The sequence below is a fragment of the Dactylosporangium thailandense genome (assembly GCF_059739745.1).
In genome coordinates this window covers 6620951-6637832 of sequence record NZ_AP029195.1, presented here as the reverse complement: position 1 = coordinate 6637832, position 16882 = coordinate 6620951, and the positions used below count along the sequence as shown (strand labels likewise).

Sequence of the window (16882 nt, the reverse complement as noted above, 5' to 3'; positions counted from 1 at the left end):
CACAAAAGGGTGATCTCCACGCGCTGTCACGGCAAGCCGGTGATGGCCTACGATGCGTACTCATGGCAGATGGCGTCGGCGACGAGCAGGCCGGCTGGTCGGACCGGATCGACACGACCGCGGCACACCCCGCCCGGCGGTACAACTATTGGCTGGGCGGCAAGGACAACTTCGCCGCCGACCGCGAGTCCGGCGAGGCGATCGCGCGGGTCTACCCGGCGATCCGCACCACTGCCCTGGAGAACCGCTACTTTCTGCAACGCGCGGTGCGCTTCCTGGCCGGCGAGGCGAACATCCGGCAGTTCCTCGACATCGGCACCGGCATCCCGACCGCGAACAACACCCACGAGGTGGCGCAGAGCGTCGCCCCGGACTCGCGGATCGTCTACGTCGACAACGACCCGATCGTGCTGACGCACGCCCGGGCGCTGCTGACGAGCACGCCGGAGGGCAAGACGGCGTACATCGACGCGGACCTGCGCGACCCGGGCACCATCCTCGCGGACGAGAGCCTGCGCAAGACCCTCGACTTCGACCAGCCGGTCGCGCTGATGCTGATCGCGATCGTGCACTTCCTGTTCGACGAGGACAAGCCGTACGAGATCGTGCGGTCCCTGGTGGACGCGCTGCCGTCGGGCAGCTACGTGGTGATGACGCACGGCACCGCGGACCTGAACGACCCGGCCGCGCGGGACTACGCGCTGCGCGAGATCAAGGCGGGCCGCCTGAAGGTCGACGCCATGCCGCGCAGCCTCGACGAGGTGGCGCAGTTCTTCACGGGTCTGGAGATCGTGGAGCCGGGCATCGTTCCGGTTACGGGCTGGCGCAACCCCATTCCGGAGGAGGACCGTCCACCACTGGTCGACACGGCCATGTACTGCGTGGTCGCGCGGAAGCCCTAAGTAATTTTGACCTTACTCATCGTGTTCGCTAGCGAGATCAGTTTGAATGCGTGTGGTAGGGTCTAAATGAACGGAACGGCACCCAGGTCCCAGGTGTGTGGGGTTTCGCGCGGCTCCTTGATTCTTCTTGCGCTGGCCTGACTTTTTGGGCTTGCAGCGTCCGCCGGACGGGCGGGCTGTGGTGGCTCGGCGTTGTGCGACGGACCCGTGGCGCCCGTCGCCTGTCGGTGTGGGCGGTGAAGCGATAGCGCGGCCGGCGGCTCGTGGCCCGCGTGGCGATGGGGCGACCTGCGGCGTGTGGATCGTGGGGTGCTGAGCCCGGCGGCGGGCGAGGCTCGTGGCTCGGCGACGCGGCGGGGTGGCCCGCGCTGGCCCGGTGAAGTGGCCTGCGTGGTGGGTGGGTTGACGTGCGGCGCGGGGTCCGTGGGTGGTGAGGCGGCGAGCGCGGTTCGTGGCCCGGCGGGGGTGGTGGGGCGACGGAGCGGCCGGTGGTCGGTGGCGGCTCTGGGGCGGTGGGGCGACCTGCGGCCTGGCGTCAGACCAGCGTGCGCCGCGGTCGGATGCCAGCCTCGGCGCGTGCCGGGACCCGCGCCCGGCGCACGCGGTCGCCGCCGGCCCTGACCGCTCGCTGTTGTTTGGCACCGAAAGATCGCCGCAGCCCGCAGCCCGCAGCCCGCAGCCCGCAGCCCACGACCCGCGCGGTCCACGACTCGCGATCCGCGACCCACGGCCCGCGACCCACGGCCCGCAGCCCACGGCCCGCAGCCCACGACGTGCAGCCCACGACGCGCAGCCCGCGACGCGCAGCCCGCGACCGCCGCCCGCACCGCAGCCGTGCAGCTCGCGCCCGTCGCCCGGTTGACACAGGCCTGGGCGCGCTGCTCAACCTCGGTCGCCACACGGCTGCGATGTGAGCCGTCGCCGTTGTCGTCGCCCGGCGTCGGGGGCGAGCGAGCAGTGCCGTTCACGGGGCCCAGCCGCCGCGATCAAGACTCGTCGCAAGGGGCGAAATGTCAGTATTTGCGGCTAGGCGGGAGCGGCCGCCGGGCCCGTTGAGCCGCGCACGGTCAAGTGGACCGGCAGCATGACCTGCTGGCGAGTCGTCGGTGAAGGAGCCGAGGTCCGGTCGAGCCGCGACAGCAGCATCGACACCGCCACGCGACCGGCCTGCTCGATCGGGGCCGTCAACGTCGTCAATGGTGGATGGCAGAAGTCCGCGCCGAAGATGTCGTCGCACCCGACCACGCTGATGTCCTCCGGCACACGCACGTGCCGCTCGCGCAGGCGCTGCAGAATGCCGATCGCCAGCAGGTCGTTGAAGACGATGCACGCCGTCGCGCCGGTGTTCAGGACCGCGTCCGCCGCGGCCGGGCCCGAGCCGCGGCCCGACGGGAACGGGCCCACCCGCGTGAAGGTCAGGCGATGGCGCGCCGCCACCTCGCGCATGGCGTGCCAGCGGGCCTCGTTGGGCCAGGAGCGCTGCGGGCCCGAGACGTAGGCGATGTCCCGGTGGCCCAGGGAGAGCAGGTGCTCCGCCGCCTGGCCGATGCCCGCCGGGGTGTCGATGATCGCGCTCGGGACGCCGCGCACGTTGCGGTTGATCGTCACCAGCGGGATCTCGCCGGCCAGGCGGGCCAGCTCGCGGTCCGGGAGGCGGGACGCGGCCAGGATCGCGCCGTCCAGGGAGCGGCGCATCTTGTGCAGCATCTCGGCCTCCAGCTCGCCGGAGTCCTCGGTGTCGATCAGCAGCTGGGCGTAGCCGGCCGCCTTCAGCTGCTGCTGGGTGCCCCGGATCACGCCGAAGTAGAACGGGTTGGTCACGTCCGAGACCAGCACCGCGATGGCGCGCGTCCGGCCCGAGGACAGGGCGCGCGCGGGGGAGCTGGGGACGTAGCGCAGCTCGCGGGCCGCGGCCTCGATGCGCTCCCGCGTCACGGCGTTCACCCGGCCCGGGTTGTTCAGGGCGCGCGAGACCGTGGACGCGGCGACCCCCGCCGCCGCGGCGATGTCGTTGATCGTCACGGGGCGGTCGCGGCCGGAGGGGCGGGGCATGCCCGACAGCGAAGCAGATTTGGCAAAAGATGGCAAACGATTGCCACCCCTTCAGCAGCGTTGATAGCGTCCGCAACCATCGATCCGCCACTCGAAAAAACGCCCCCATAGCAAGCGACGAGGAGTGGACACCCCCCATGAATCGCATGAAGCTCATGTCCGTCGGACTGGCCGCGGCCGTCCTGCTCGCGGCGTGCGGCAACGACAGCAAGGACACCGCGACCGGCGACGGCAAGCTGGACGGTGCCGGAAAGACGATCAACGTGCTGGTGCAGGCCAACACCATCTACCCGCAGCAGCAGAAGCAGTGGTTCACCGACACCAGCGCCGCGTTCAAGGCCCAGACCGGCGCCGAGGTCAAGTTCGAGACGTTCGCGTCCGCCAACGACGAGCTCACCAAGATCCAGACGTCGGTCGTTTCCGGGCAGGGACCCGACGTGTACTCCCTGGGCACGACCTTCACCCCGACCGCCTACGCCACCGGCGCCTTCCTCGAGCTCGGCGACGCCGACTGGCAGAAGGTCGGCGGCAAGGACAACTTCGTCCCCGCCGCGCTCGGCATCTCCGGCCCGGACGCGCAGCACCAGGTCGGCATCCCGTTCACGAGCCGCCCGTTCGTGATGGCGTACAACACCGACCTGCTCAAGGCCGCCGGCATCGACAAGCCCGCCGACAGCTGGGACGGGCTGCGCGAGCAGGCGAAGAAGCTCACGAGCGGCGGCACCTACGGCATGGCGGTCGCCTACGCCGACGGCTTCGACCCGTGGAAGTTCATCTGGGCGATGTCCGTCCAGGCCGGCAACCCGCTCGTGGCCGGCAAGAAGGCATCGCTGGACGACCCGGCGACGGTCAAGGCCTACCAGACCTACCTCGGCTGGCTCGCCGCCGACAAGGTCGTCGACCCGGCCGCCGTCGGCTGGAAGAACGCCCAGGCCATCGCCGAGTTCGGCGCGGGCAAGGCCGCGTTCCTGCCGATGGTCTCGGCCACGTCCAAGGTGACGCTGGACAAGTCGCAGGTCGCGGGCAAGTACGCGTACGCCGTCATGCCCACGATCCCGCCCGGCGCCACGTCCAAGCCCGGCAACGGCGTGGCCGCGACCAGCATCCTCTCCGGCGACAACCTGGTCGTGGCGAAGTACTCCAAGAACAAGGACCTCGCCCTCGCCCTGGTCAAGATGCTCACCAGCGCCGATGCGCAGAAGACGTACTACAAGACCTTCGGCGAGCTGCCCACGAACGCGGCCGCGGCGAAGGAGCTGCAGTCCGACCCGGCCCTCGCGGCGATCGTGGACTCGTCGTCGAAGTCGGCCGGCACGCCGTTCAACGGCGGCTGGAGCAAGGTGCAGCTGGCCCTGCTCAACGTCGTCGTGCAGTCCATCCCCGACCTCAAGGCCGGCAAGGTGGACGACGGCAAGCTCAAGTCCCTCGTCAGCGCGGCTCAGAAGGACGCCCAGAGCGCCGTGGACGAAGCAAAGTGAGCAAGGCCGTCTCCCGGCGTCAGCGTCCACTGTGGATGCTGGCGCCGGGCGGCGTGCTCATGGTCGTGGTCATCCTGGTGCCGCTGGCGGTCGCGCTGCTGGTGTCCACCCTGGACCTGAACCAGTACACGCTGCGGCAGTGGACGGACGCGCCGAACATCTGGCTGGACAACTACCGCGAGGCCTGGAGCGAGACCGCCCTGCCGCACGCGATCTGGGTCACGGTGGGCTACGCGGTCATCGTGACGGTCGCCGCGGTACCGCTGGGCCTGGCCGCCGCCCTGGCCACCCAGCAGCGTTTCCCGGGCCGGGCACTGGTCCGCTCCGCCTTCCTGATCCCGTACGTGCTGCCCGCCTTCGTCGTCGGCACGGTGTGGCGCACCATCCTGCAGCCCAACGGCCCCGCGGGGAACCTGCTCGGCGCCGACTACCTGTGGCTCAACGGCCCGCGCAGCTACTGGGCGCTCGTGCTGGTGCAGATCTGGACCTCGTGGCCGCTGCTGTACCTGCTGGCGCTGTCCGGCCTGCAGGGCATCCCCGACGACGTGCACGAGGCCGCGGCGCTGGACGGCGCCGGCTACCGGGCGAAGCTGACGAGGATCGTGCTGCCGCAGCTGCGGGGCGTGCTCGGGCTCGGCATGGTGATCGAGTTCCTGCACACGCTCAACAGCTTCACCCTGCCGTACGTCCTCTTCGGCGTCCCCGCCCCGCACGACGTCGAGGTGCTGCCCGTGCTCACCTACGTGGAGAGCTTCCAGAACTTCAAGTTCGGCCTCAGCGCGGCGATGGCGGTGCTGTCCCTGGTGCTCGTGGCCATCCCGCTGTCGGTGTACCTGCGAGCGGTGAGGCTGAACCGCGATGAAGACTGACGTGCAACGGCTCCTGCCCCGCTGGCTGCAGATCCTGGTCATCGCCGGGCTCCTCACCGTGACGCTGACCCCGGTGCTCTACATGCTCTTCGCCAGCGTCAACGACGACCTCGCCGTCGCCCGCGGCGGCTTCTGGCCCAGCGCCTTCCACCCCGGCAACTACGCCGAGATCTGGGACACCGTCGAGCTCGGCGACGGCCTGCTCAACAGCGTCCTCGTGGCCGGGTCCGTCGCGGTCGTCTCGGCCCTCGTCTCGGTCGCGACCGCCTACGTGCTCGTGCGCTTCACGTTCTTCGGCCGCGGGCTGATCCTGCGCGGGCTGCTCGCCCTGCAGAGCATCCCGGGCACGCTGATGCTGCTGCCGGTGTTCGTGCTCTTCGCGAACCTGGCCCGCATCCTCAGCATCGACGTCATCGGCACCCGCTGGGCGCTGTTCGTCACCTACCTCACGTTCGCGCTGCCGTTCTCCACCTGGGTGATGGTGACCTACCTGCGCGGCCTGCCGCACGAGCTCGACGAGGCGGCCCGGCTCGACGGCGCCTCCTCCTGGCGGATCCTGCGCTCGATCGTCATCCCCCTGAGCTGGCCGGGGCTCGTCGTCTCGGCCATCTTCGCGTTCCTGCTCGGCTGGAACGACGTGCTGTTCGCCTCCGTCATCACCAACGCCGACACGCGCACCGCCGCGGTCGCGCTGCAGGTGTTCGGGGCGACCCAGGAGGGCGGGGCGATCCCGCTGTACGGGCAGCTGATGGCCTCCGCGCTGGTGTGCGCGCTGCCCGTGGTCGTGTTGTACCTCGCGTTCCAACGGTTCCTGGTAGGCGGCCTCACGGCCGGGGGAGTGAAATGACACAGCTGAATGTGGCGATCGTCGGCAGCGGCATCATCGGCGCCAACCACGCCGAGGCGATCGCCCGCCATCCGCGACTGCGAACCAAAGCCCTGGTCGACGCGCGGATCGAGGCCGCCGAGGCCCTGGCCGCGAAGCTCGACCCGCACCCGTCGGTCCACCTGACGCTCACCGAGGCCCTGGCCGCTCACGACATCGATCTCGTCTCCATCTGTACGCCCAGTGGCCTGCACATCGCCGCCGCCGAGGAGACCCTGGCGGCCGGCGCGCACCTGCTCGTCGAGAAGCCCCTCGACACCGACCTGGCCAAGGCGCGCGCGTTCGCGAAGGTGGCCGAGGCGGCGGCCGGCCGCGGGCTGGTCGCCTCCGTGGTCAGCCAGCACCGCTTCGACCCCGCGACCGCCGCGCTGCTCGGCGCCGTCCGGGCCGGGCGGCTGGGCCGGATCACCTCCGCCGTCGTGTCCATGCCCTGGTGGCGCGACCAGGCGTACTACGACTCCGCCGACTGGCGCGGCACGTGGGCGTTCGACGGCGGCGGGGCCCTGGCCAACCAGGGCATCCACCTCGTGGACCAGATGCTGGCCCTGCTCGGCCGCCCCGCCGAGGTCTACGCGCAGACGGCCCTGGTCTGCCACGAGCGCATCGAGGTCGAGGACCTCGCCGCGGCCACGATCCGGTTCGCCTCCGGCGCGCTCGCGGTCCTGCACGCGACCACCGGCGCCTGGCCCGGGCTGCCGGTCCGCCTCGCGCTGCACGGCACCGAGGGCTCCGCGGTCCTGCACGACGACCAGCTCGAGTCCTTCCACACCGCGGGCGATCCCGGGACGCGGGCCGCCGATCTGGTACCGCCGGCCGAGCTCTACGGCGCCGCCAAGGCCCCCGACGGCTTCGTGACCGGGCACCTGCGCCAGTACGAGGACATCGTCGAGGCCATCGAGACCGGCCGGGACCCGGGAGTACGGATTCAGGACGGGCTGCTCGCCCTCGGCCTGGTGCGGGCGGTCTACGTCTCCGCCGCGCTGGGCCGGCCCGTCTCCTTCGACGAGGTCCTCGACGGCGCCCACGACGACGTCAAGCCCGACACCAAGGGAGCACACCAGTGAAGTTCTCGGTCTTCACCGCCTCGACGCCCGACTGGACCCCGCAGGAGGCCGCTACCGAGCTGGCCGCGCAAGGCTGGGACGGCATCGAGTGGCGCATCACCGACCAGGAGGAGACCGACGAGCCCGGCTTCTGGGCCGGCAACCGGGCCACGTGGCCGCTCACCGGGCTCGAGGATCGCCTCGCCGACATCCACACCGTCACGCGCGGCGCCGGCCTGGCGTACTCGGGCCTCGGCGGCTACGCGCGCAGCTTCGAACGCGACGACGTGGCCCGGCTCCTGGCGGCCACCGCGACACTCGGCGCCGGCCGCGTCCGGGTCACCATGCCGCTGCTGAAGACCGGCGACTACCCGGACCTGTTCGCCGGGGCCCGCAAGGACCTCGAGTGGGCGACCGCCGAGGCGGCCCGGCTCGGCGTCACCGTGCTCGTCGAGCTGCACCACGAGACGATCGCCGCGTCCGCCTCGTCCGCGCTGCGGCTCGTCGACGGGCTCGACCCGGCCGCCGTCGGCGTCATCCACGACCTCGGCAACCTCGTCATCGAGGGCCACGAGGACCACCGGGCCGCGTTCCAGCTGCTCGGCCCCTACCTGCAGCACGTGCACGTGAAGAACGTCGCCTGGCGGGCGGTGTCGACCGCGCCCGACGGTACCGTCGCGTGGAAGGCGGACTGGGCCACCCTCCGCGAGGGCCAGGCCGACGTCGGTGCCTACCTGCGGGCGCTGCGCGAGCACGGGTACGACGGCTGGGTCACCCTCGAGGACTTCTCCACCGCCGTACCCCTGCGCGAGCGCACCCGCGACAACCTCGCCTACGTGCAGTCCCTCATCTAGGCACCCGCACCGGCACCCGGGTCCGAGGCCGGTCACCGGCGCCTGGGCCCGGTAGGCGTCGCCCTTGCCCGTTTACCGGCGTCAGGAGATTTTTCGCAGGTGGGTAACGGCGCTGTCGTAGGTGCGGAACAGGCCGGCGTCGAGCCCGTGGACGGACAGGAAGGCCGCCGGGTGGCGGGTGCCGGTGTCGGCGTCCTCCCACACCCCGGCGGGCAGGAACGGCAGGCGGGCCGGTGGGGCGGGCTCGCCGTAGCGGTGGCCGTCGAGGAACTGGAACACGGCCGCCTCGTCGCCGGCCGCCGACAGATAGGCCAGGGCCGGGGCGTCGGACTCGCGCGGGGAGCGCAGCCGGAACAACCGTCCATGCTGGACGATCGGGCGGATCCGCTTGTACTGCCCGATGAGATCGGCGGCCAGCCGCAGCTCCTCGTCCGTCCACCGCGGCAGGTCCCCGCCGATGCCGAGGACGCCGGCCATGGCCACGTGGAAGCGGTACGTGAGTGGCACCCGGTTGCCGGTGAGGAAGTTCGGGGCGTCGGTCACCCAGGCGGTCATCGCCCGCGCCGGGTACAGCTGGCCGAACCCCTCCTGGATGTGCAGCCGGTCGCTCGCGTCGGTGTTGTCGCTGGGCCACACCTGGTCGGTGCGGGCCAGGATGCCGAGGTCGACGCGGCCGCCGCCGGAGGCGCACGACTCGAACCGGACCCCGGGGTGGTCGCGGCGCAGCCGGTCCAGGACCGCGTAGAGGTTGCGCGCGTGCCGGGTGGACCACTGCAGGTCGCGGTACGGGCCGGGATCGGTCACGGGCCGGTTCATGTCCCACTTCACGAACGCGATGTCGTGCTCGGCGAGCAGCGTGTCGAGCCAGTCGTGCAGCCAGGCCGCCACCTCCGGCCGGCCGGCGTCGAGGACGAGCTGGTTGCGCAGCTCGTGGCGCGGGTAGCCGTCGGAGGCGTAGACCCAGTCGGGGTGGGCGCGGTACAGGTCGCTGTCGGGGTTGACCATCTCGGGCTCGACCCAGATGCCGAACGCCATGCCGAGCTCGCGCACGCGCTCGATGAGCGGCCCGAGGCCGTTGGGGAAGCGGGCCGGGTTGGGCAGCCAGTCGCCGAGGCCGGCGTTGTCGGCGACGCGGGCGCCGAACCAGCCGTCGTCCATCACGAACAGCTCGCAGCCCAGCGCCGCGGCCCGCTCGGCGAGGGCCATCTGGTTGGCCTCGTCGAGCCGGAAGCCGGTCGCCTCCCACGAGTTGTACAGCACCGGGCGCAGCTCGTCGCCGTGCGGCAGGACCGCGGCGCGGACGTACTCGTGCCAGGCCCGGCTGGCCCCGCCGAAGCCCTCGGCGCTGAACAGCCCGCAGCTCTTCGGGGTCGCGTAGGCGCCGCCGGCGGCGAGCCGGGCCACGGGCGCCTCGTGACCGGCGCCGGCGTTGGCCACCACCCGGCCGTCGGGCAGCCGCTGCACGTCGATCCGCCAGGTGCCGGACCAGGCCAGGGCCGCGGTCCAGACCTCGCCGTGGGACTCGGTGGCGGTGCCGTCGTCCAGGGCCACCCACGGGTTGTGCATGGGGCTGGTGGTGGTGCGGCGGCTGCCGAGGCGGACGGTCCCGGCGGGCAGGTCGGTGCGCTGCAGCCGGCTGTCGGCGCCCCACCGGCCGTGCAGGCTGGACAGCCGGGCGCGGTCGAGGGCGGGCACGCACCAGGCGGCGCTGTCGGCCCGCAGCACCTCCACCGGCACGTCGGTCGCCAGCTCGGCCCAGCGCTCGATCACGTCGTGGCCGGGGGAGACCCGGTAGTGCAGGGTGAGGCGGACGGGGCGGGTCAGCTCGCGGTACCGCAGCCGCAGCCGCGTGCCCTCGGCCTCGGCGCCGTCCGGAACCCAGCGCACGGCCCGGCCGTCGTCGGGGAAGCGCAGCGCGAGGGCGGGCTCGGTGAAGCGCAGGCCGGTGTCCGACGGGAACTCCTCGCGCCCGTCGAGCGGGCTCTCCCAGCCGCGCGACGGCGCGTGCGGCACGGCGGCCAGGGCGACGGCGGCCGCGTCGTCGACGGGCGCGCCCCAGTGCACGGCGAGCGGGACGTCCTCACCGCCGCCGGCGTCGAGGACGTAGGCGCTGCCGGGGGTGCGCAGGACCCAGACACCGGGTGCGACTTCGGAAACCGGGGGCGGTAAGGGCATGCGACGTTCGTAACACCTGACCGCCCGGTTTGTCAGGACCCGGCGTAGGCGGCCCCGAGCAGGGCCGAGCGCTCGGTGTCGGCGACCGGGCGGGCCGGCACGGGCAGGTGCAGGGCCGGCTCGATGAGGTCCCAGGCGCCGGTCATCGAGCCGCCCACGACCACGACCTCGGCGCCGAAGCGGTCCAGCCACTCGGTGAGCAGCCGGCCGAGGATGCCGAACGCGGTGTCGACGACCTCGCGGGCGTCCTTGTCGCCGTCGCGGGCCAGCGCCGCCAGGCCCCGCATGCCGTCCACGGTCACGCCGGTGCGGGCCAGGTAGCCGCGCACGAGCGCCCGGTCGGAGACGAGGTCCTCGATGTTCACGCCGTCGACGTCGCAGAAGTGGATCTCGCCGTCCTTGGGCACGTCCGGCCCGTCGCTGACCACGGCCCCGTCGGCGAGCCAGGACGAGCCGATGCCGGTGCCGAGCGTGATCGCGACGCTGCGCCGGGTGCCGGTCGCGGCCCCGTCGACCCACTCGCCGAGCAGGAACGCGTCGGCGTCGTTGACGAACGTGAACGCCTCCGGCTCGGCCGGGATCGCCGCGGCCAGGGCCTCGCGCAGGTTCACGCCGTGCAGCTGGTCGAACTTGCTCACGCCCTCGTGCAGCGACACCCCGGCGGCGTAGTCGAACGGGCCCGGGAAGGCCACCGCCCAGCGGTCGCCGGGGCCGGGCAGCAGCCGCTTCGCCGCGTCCGCCAGCGCGCCGACGATCGTGAGCGCGTCCTGGGCCGGGTCGAGCGGGTGCCGCTGCCGGTCGAGGATGCGGTGGCCGGCGACCTCGACACTACCGGCGGTCACATGGCTCCCACCGATCTCGAGAACCCGCACGGGAGGGGAAGGGGAGTCGGTGTCCTGCACGGCGTAAACGTTATCGCACCCGGTTCGCGATGATCGGCTCCGCGTACGGGTACGGCGTGTGCTTCGAGACCCCGACGAGCCCGGTGAAGAAGTCGTGCATGGCGGCGGCGGTGCCCGCGTGGCGCAGGATCACCGCCCGGCTGCCCGGGGGCGCGTCGTCCAGCTCCGCGGGGAGGGCGCCCGCGGCGGCCCGCGCGATCAGGTCGTGCGCGCGGTCCCAGTCGCCGGGGCAGCCGTGCTCGCACGCGAGCCACGTCGCGAAGTGCCCGGCGTTGTAGCGCCGGTCGTAGCCGGCGTGCGCGCGGAAGAACGCGGACTCCTCGGGCGTGCGGGCGAACGAGGCGTGCAGGGCGAGGCCGAAGTCGGCGAAGTACACCAGCCGCCCGTCGGTGAGCAGGTTGCCCATGTGCGCGTCGAAGTGCAACAGCCCGCCCGCGTTCATCGCGCAGACGGCGGCGGCGAGCCGGGCGGCCACCTCGACGCCGGCGTGCTGGTCGCCGCCGTCGATGCGCTCGCGCAGCCACGGGCCGAGCTCGTGCGGGATGTGCTCCAGGAACAGCATGACCGCGGCCGGGGCCGCGTTGAGCTCCTCCAGCCGGCGGCGCACCGCGGGGCTGCCGTCCCAGTAGGCGGTGCGCTCATCGACGTCCACACCCACACCCACACCCACACCGGCACCTGCACCGGCACGGGCGGGCTCGCGGCCGGGCCGGACCTCGGGACGGGGCAGGATGCGCCAGTGGTACAGCAGCGGGAAGTTCGGCTGCCGCCCGGAGCGCACCCACGCGGTGGTGAGCCGGTGCGCGGTGAGCTCCCGCCAGGCTCCGAAGCCGGCCGAGCCCACGCCGTACTGATAGAAGCCCGGCAGCCCGAAGAGGTTCCCGGTGTCGTGCGGCGCGGCCAGCTCGGTCGCGGTGAGCGGCACCTGCTTCACGAAGACCGCGACGCCGTCGACGTCCAGCCCGGCGGTCCGCCCGCCGATCCCGGTGCCGTGCGGGACGGCGCCGGCGACCAGCCTCGCGAGCTCGTCGTCGCCGAGCGCGGCGAGGGCGGGCGCGACCCGGTCGAAGCGCGCGGCGCGGTCATCGAGCATGGTCGCAGTGTGCCATGCACGCGAAAGGCGCGGCCCGCGTTTGCCGGCCGCGCCCCCCTGCGAATGCTCCTACTTGTGCTTGCCCAGCACCGAGATGGCGATGATGATCGCGATCACCGCGAGCGCGCCGATGATGGCGAGGGCGATCTTGCCCGCGCTGTACGGCCGCTCGCCCGCGATCTCGCCCGTCACGCCGTTGACCTGGATGTTGTAGGTCTTGCCGCCGTACAGGTAGCACGCGATCCAGACCGGCAGCAGCATGAGCTTGAAGGTGACGTCGTTGTACTGCGTGTGCATCTGCTCGACGCGCTGCTCGTCGCCGCCGATGTCCTCGCGGCAGTCCTGCTCCAGGATCGGGCGCATCTTGCCCTTGGCGTTCTCGAGGCCCTGCTCCGGCTCGACGTCGTAGCGCAGGGTCTCGTGCCCGGCGAGGTACTCGGGCCGGTACGGCTGCGCGTCCGGCAGCGGCCACGGCTCCAGCGCTTCCAGGTGCTTCTGGCTCACCTTGGTCGTGCCGGTCACCAGCACGTCGTCGAAGTCCCGGAAGACCCGGCCGCTGGCGTGGTACCAGCGCGTCTTCTGCACCTGCCGGGTCTTCGTCTCACCGTTCTCGGTGTAGGTCTCGGTGACGTAGTAGTGCTCGCCCCGCTGGCCCTGGTAGTCCGTGATCGTGCGGGAGTCGTACGTCCAGTGCGGCAGGTACGTGCTCTTGGCCGTCTCGGCCTCGGACACCTTCTTCAGGCCCGACGGCGCGAACCAGCGCGACGACGCCCACTTGCCCAGCGCCTCGCGCAGCGCCCGCTTGTCGACCCCGAAGGGCACCACGGCCTCGGGCACCACCAGGTCCTGCGGGCTCAGCTGGGCCACCACCGGCGCGTTGCAGAACCGGCAGCGGTCCGAGATCGAGTCGCTCTCGGTCTGCGCGCCGCAGTTGCGGCACACGAACACGTGCTTGGCCAGCGTCGCGATCGGCTTGCGGGGCAGGCTGGTGAAGGAGAGGTAGTCGTGCTCGCGAACCCGCGCGCCGGTGGTCTGCAGCACTGTCTCGTGGCCGCAGTACGGGCACTTGAGCACGTTGGTGCCCGGTGCGAACTCGACGTTGGCGCCGCAGCCGGCGCACGGGTACTGGCTCTGAGACATGTCCTGGTCAGCCCATCGGGGGGAGCGGCGGGGGGGACGGAGTTGAAGATGCCCGCCAGCTCCGGGATCTGCTCGGCGGGGGTCCAGGCGGCCATGCCGTTCTTCCACAGCAGCGTGGACCGGCTGATCGCCCCGGCCTGCACCTGCTGGGCCAGCGCGTTCGGGTCGAACGGGCCGGCCTGGGCGCCGTTGATCGCGGCGAACCAGGTGGCCTGCTGCGGCAGCGGCGGGGGACCGGCCGGCGGCGCCGACTGCGGCGCGGCCTGCGGGGCGTAGCCGGGCTGCTGCTGGGGATAGCCCGGCTGCTGCGGGTAGCCCTGCTGCGGCTGCTGCGGGTAGCCGGGCTGCTGCGGCTGGGTGGGCCGGTTCAGCGACTGGGCCACCTGCTGGGCGGCCGCCATGCCGAGGCCGAGCCCGAAGCCCTCGCCGGCGCCGCCCTGGTTGTTCGCGGCGGCCTCCATGGCGTTGGCGGCCTGGAACTTCGAGTACTGGTCCAGGTTGCCCAGCACGCCCATCGAGGTGCGCTTGTCCAGCGCCTCCTCGACCTCCGGCGGCAGGGAGATGTTCTCGATGATGAACTTGGGGATCTGGATGCCGTACTCGGCCAGCTCCTGGGTCAGCACCCCGGCGAGCTTCTGGCCGATGAGCAGCTGCTGCGAGACGAGGTCGAGCACCGGCACCTGCGCGGCGGCCAGGGACGGGCCGAGGTGGCCGACGATGAGCTGGCGCAGGAACTCCGAGACCTCTTCGGTGCGGAACTGGGGGTCGGTACCGACGAGCTGCTTGAGCAGGTTCTCCGGGTGCACCACGCGCAGCGAGTAGGCGCCGAACGCCCGGATGCGCACCATGCCGAACTCGGCGTCGCGCATCATGATGGGGTTCTGCGTGCCCCACTTGAAGTCGGTGAACTGCCGGGTGTTGACGTAGTAGACCTCGGCCTTCCACGGCGAGTCGAACCCGTACTTCCAGCCCTTGAGGGTGGACAGGATCGGCATGTTCTGCGTCTGCAGCGTGTAGGTGCCGGGGACGAACACGTCGGCGACCTGGCCCTCGTTGACGAAGACCGCCACCTGCGACTCGCGGACGACGAGCTTGGCGCCCATCTTGATCTCGTTCTGGTAGCGCGGGAACCGCCAGACGATCGTGTCCCGGCTGTCGTCGAGCCACTCGATGATATCGATGAACTCGCCCTTGACCTTGTCCCACAGTCCCACGTCGGTCCCCCTAGCGTTCGGATCATCGAGCGTCGCAGACCCTAGCAACCGTTCCTTGGGATTCGGGCGTTGCTGTCGGGAAGCCGCTCCGGCTATTTCAGCGTAGAATCGCCGCCGCGTCAGTCAGGAACCGGGCATATGCCCGCTCCGCCGCCGGCGCCCAAATGTGCGTACATCGGGTGGTTGTGCACGAGTCCGGCCTCGACGCGCAGGGTGGCGGGGACCCCGGCGCCCCGCAGCCGCCGCGCGTAGGCGACCGCCCCGTCCCGCAGCAGGTCGAGCCCGGCCACCGCGACCGGCCCGGACTCGGCCGCCCAGCCGAGCACCGTGAGCGCGTCCTCGACCGCGGCCGGGTAGGGGTGCTCGGGCGCGCGCCGGTAGCCCACGGCCACGACGGTGGCGCCCGTCGCGGCGGCGAGGCGCCGGCACACCAGGTCATGGGTGTCGAGGTCGCCGAGCACGAAGCCGCCGCCGTGCAGGTACACGATCCGGGTCCGGCCCTCCTGCCGGTAGACGCGCACCGGCACGTGCCCGGCCACGCGGTCCTCGACGGCCACCGAGGGCCCGGGCGGCCGCTCGCGGGCCCGCTGGGCGGCGCCCTCCCGCATCCGCGCGACGGACGGCTCCGGCCCCGGCGCGCGCAGCCCGAGCACGAACCGCTCCGCGGCCTCGTCGGCGAAGATCGTCACCGAGTAGGTATACCGCGCGCGGGTAGCGGGAGGACATGCCCTACGACCGCCGCCCCCTGGCCGCTCTGTGTCTCGGCTGGTTCATGGTCATCGTCGACATGATGATCGTGAACGTCGCACTTCCCGCGCTGGGCCGCGACCTGCACGCCTCCGTGGCCGGCCTGCAGTGGGTGGTCGACGGCTACACGGTCGCCTTCGCTGGCCTGCTGCTCACCGGCGGCTGGCTGGGCGACCGGGTGGGCTCCCGCCGCGTGTTCCTGGCGGGCCTGGTCCTGTTCGGCGCGGCCTCGGTGGCCTGCGCGGCGGCCCCGACGCTCCCGCTGCTGCTGACCGCCCGCGCGGTGCAGGGCGTGGCGGCGGCCCTGATGGTCCCCGCGTCGCTGGCCCTGGTGCAGAGCACGTACACGGATCGGGACCACCGGGCGAGGGCGGTCGCGGGCTGGGCCCTGATCGGCGGCTTCGCGGGCGCGGCGGGCCCGCTGGCGGGCGGGGTGCTGACCGCGGGGCTGGGCTGGCGCTCGATCTTCTGGGTCAACGTGCCGGTGACCGTGGTGGCAGTTTTGCTTGTACGCCGCTACGTGCCGGGGGATCGTTCGGTCACGAAAAATCCGGCGCTTCGCTTGCCGGATTTTTCGGACTTATCAGCATATAGTCGCCCGCCGCTGGACCTCGGTGGGCAGCTCTGCGGGGCCGTGGCCCTGCTCGCGCTGACGGCGGCGGTGGTGGAGGCCGGCCGCTCCGGGCTCGGCGCGCCCCTGCCGCTCGCGCTGCTCGCGGTGTTCGCCGTGGCCGCGGCGGCGCTGGTGCTCGTCGAGCGCCGCGGGCGCCGGCCCCTGCTGGACCGCGCGCTGCTTGCCGAGCCCGCGTTCGCCGGGTCGCTGGGCGTGGGGCTGCTCATCAACCTCGCCTACTACGGCGCCGTGTTCGTGATCGGGCTGTGGTTTCAGGAGCAGGCACGGTACGGCGCGCTCGCGACCGGGTTCGCGATCGTGCCGATCACCGCCGCGACCCTGGCCGGTACCTGGTTCGGCGGGCGCGTCACGCGCGGGCGGGGGCCGCGGCGCTCGATGCTCATCGGGCTGCCGGCGGGGGCGGCCGGGCTGGCCGGGCTGGCGGTGCTCATCGGGCGGGTGCCGTATGCGGTGCTGATTCCGGCGCTTGTGCTCGGGGGCTTCGGGATCTCGATGAGCATGGTGGCGGCGACCTCGGCGGTCGTCGAGGCGGCGCCGGGCGGGCGGGCCGGGCTCGCCACCGGGCTGTTCAACGCCGCTCGGCAGGTGGGCAGTGCGCTGGGGATCGCGGTGCTGGGTGCGCTGCTGGCCGGCGCCGGGGTGCGCTTCGCGCTGGTGGCGGGGGCGGTGGGCTATCTGGTCGCGATCTTGTCGGCACTGCCGGTTCGCGGGATGACGAAAAATCGTGAAATGTCCGAAAAGTCCGATCACGAAGTGTCGGACTTTTCGTCGCGGCGGCTGGAGTGACGCGGCCAGGCGGGCGCGGCGTTCGGTCAAGAGTTGCGGCATCCGGGAGCTGGGTGTGCGGCGGCGGGTTGAGGTGCTGTGGCGCCCGGAGTGAGCGTCGCGCGTTC

Annotated in this window: 14 protein-coding genes; 7 read left to right on the top strand and 7 right to left on the bottom strand. The window is 72.3% G+C overall.

The genetic code is table 11. The features are described 5' to 3' along the window. Window positions 1-62 precede the first annotated feature (62 nt). On the top strand, window positions 63-902 hold the full coding sequence (locus AC6JBM_RS29190; RefSeq protein WP_497977249.1) for an SAM-dependent methyltransferase: 840 nt from the start codon (window positions 63-65) through the stop codon (window positions 900-902). A gap of 1026 nt (window positions 903-1928) precedes the next feature. Here AC6JBM_RS29190 and AC6JBM_RS29185 read toward each other — a convergent pair. Further along, window positions 1929-2954 (bottom strand): LacI family DNA-binding transcriptional regulator, encoded by a 1026-nt coding sequence (locus AC6JBM_RS29185; RefSeq protein WP_497977248.1) that lies wholly within the window; start codon window positions 2952-2954, stop codon window positions 1929-1931. Window positions 2955-3091: 137 nt separating this feature from the next. On the opposite strand from AC6JBM_RS29185, the gene AC6JBM_RS29180 reads away from it, so the two are divergent. Genes AC6JBM_RS29180 through AC6JBM_RS29160 form a run of 5 tightly spaced genes read left to right on the top strand, consistent with a single transcriptional unit; the run spans window position 3092 to window position 8084 of the window. Next, window positions 3092-4432, top strand: a complete 1341-nt coding sequence (locus tag AC6JBM_RS29180) for an ABC transporter substrate-binding protein (protein WP_497977247.1) — start codon at window positions 3092-3094, stop codon at window positions 4430-4432. After that, window positions 4429-5301 carry a carbohydrate ABC transporter permease gene (locus AC6JBM_RS29175; protein WP_497977246.1) on the top strand — a complete coding sequence of 291 codons (873 nt, stop codon included), beginning with the start codon at window positions 4429-4431 and terminating at the stop codon, window positions 5299-5301. Before AC6JBM_RS29180 ends, AC6JBM_RS29175 begins: the two co-directional genes overlap by 4 nt. Continuing rightward, the gene (locus tag AC6JBM_RS29170) at window positions 5291-6148 is read left to right on the top strand and encodes a carbohydrate ABC transporter permease (RefSeq protein ID WP_497977245.1); all 858 of its coding nucleotides are present in this window, start codon (window positions 5291-5293) and stop codon (window positions 6146-6148) included. The genes AC6JBM_RS29175 and AC6JBM_RS29170 overlap by 11 nt, the downstream gene beginning before the upstream one ends. Continuing rightward, the gene (locus AC6JBM_RS29165; protein ID WP_497977244.1) at window positions 6145-7251 is read left to right on the top strand and encodes a Gfo/Idh/MocA family protein; all 1107 of its coding nucleotides are present in this window, start codon (window positions 6145-6147) and stop codon (window positions 7249-7251) included. The genes AC6JBM_RS29170 and AC6JBM_RS29165 overlap by 4 nt, the downstream gene beginning before the upstream one ends. Beyond that, window positions 7248-8084, top strand: a complete 837-nt coding sequence (locus tag AC6JBM_RS29160; protein WP_497977243.1) for a sugar phosphate isomerase/epimerase family protein — start codon at window positions 7248-7250, stop codon at window positions 8082-8084. Before AC6JBM_RS29165 ends, AC6JBM_RS29160 begins: the two co-directional genes overlap by 4 nt. 81 nt (window positions 8085-8165) lie before the next feature. On the opposite strand, the gene AC6JBM_RS29155 is transcribed toward AC6JBM_RS29160, so the two are convergent. From AC6JBM_RS29155 to AC6JBM_RS29130, 6 genes are all read right to left on the bottom strand, one after another. Further along, window positions 8166-10259, bottom strand: a complete 2094-nt coding sequence (locus AC6JBM_RS29155; RefSeq protein WP_497977242.1) for an alpha-galactosidase — start codon at window positions 10257-10259, stop codon at window positions 8166-8168. Window positions 10260-10291: 32 nt separating this feature from the next. Continuing rightward, window positions 10292-11131, bottom strand: coding sequence for an ROK family protein (locus AC6JBM_RS29150; RefSeq protein WP_497986546.1), 840 nt, complete (start codon window positions 11129-11131; stop codon window positions 10292-10294). 40 nt (window positions 11132-11171) lie between these two features. Then, window positions 11172-12254 carry a serine/threonine protein phosphatase gene (locus tag AC6JBM_RS29145; protein ID WP_497977241.1) on the bottom strand — a complete coding sequence of 361 codons (1083 nt, stop codon included), beginning with the start codon at window positions 12252-12254 and terminating at the stop codon, window positions 11172-11174. Between the two features lie 69 nt (window positions 12255-12323). Beyond that, a complete protein-coding gene (locus tag AC6JBM_RS29140; RefSeq protein ID WP_497977240.1) occupies window positions 12324-13124 on the bottom strand; it encodes a hypothetical protein in 801 nt (266 codons plus the stop codon). Then, entirely contained in the window at window positions 13109-14608 is a 1500-nt protein-coding gene (locus AC6JBM_RS29135; RefSeq protein WP_497977239.1) for an SPFH domain-containing protein, read from the bottom strand. Before AC6JBM_RS29135 ends, AC6JBM_RS29140 begins: the two co-directional genes overlap by 16 nt. 119 nt (window positions 14609-14727) lie before the next feature. Beyond that, window positions 14728-15297 carry an alpha/beta hydrolase fold domain-containing protein gene (locus tag AC6JBM_RS29130; protein WP_497977238.1) on the bottom strand — a complete coding sequence of 190 codons (570 nt, stop codon included), beginning with the start codon at window positions 15295-15297 and terminating at the stop codon, window positions 14728-14730. A gap of 35 nt (window positions 15298-15332) precedes the next feature. On the opposite strand from AC6JBM_RS29130, the gene AC6JBM_RS29125 reads away from it, so the two are divergent. Then, window positions 15333-16775, top strand: coding sequence for an MFS transporter (locus tag AC6JBM_RS29125; RefSeq protein WP_497977237.1), 1443 nt, complete (start codon window positions 15333-15335; stop codon window positions 16773-16775). Window positions 16776-16882 lie beyond the last annotated feature (107 nt).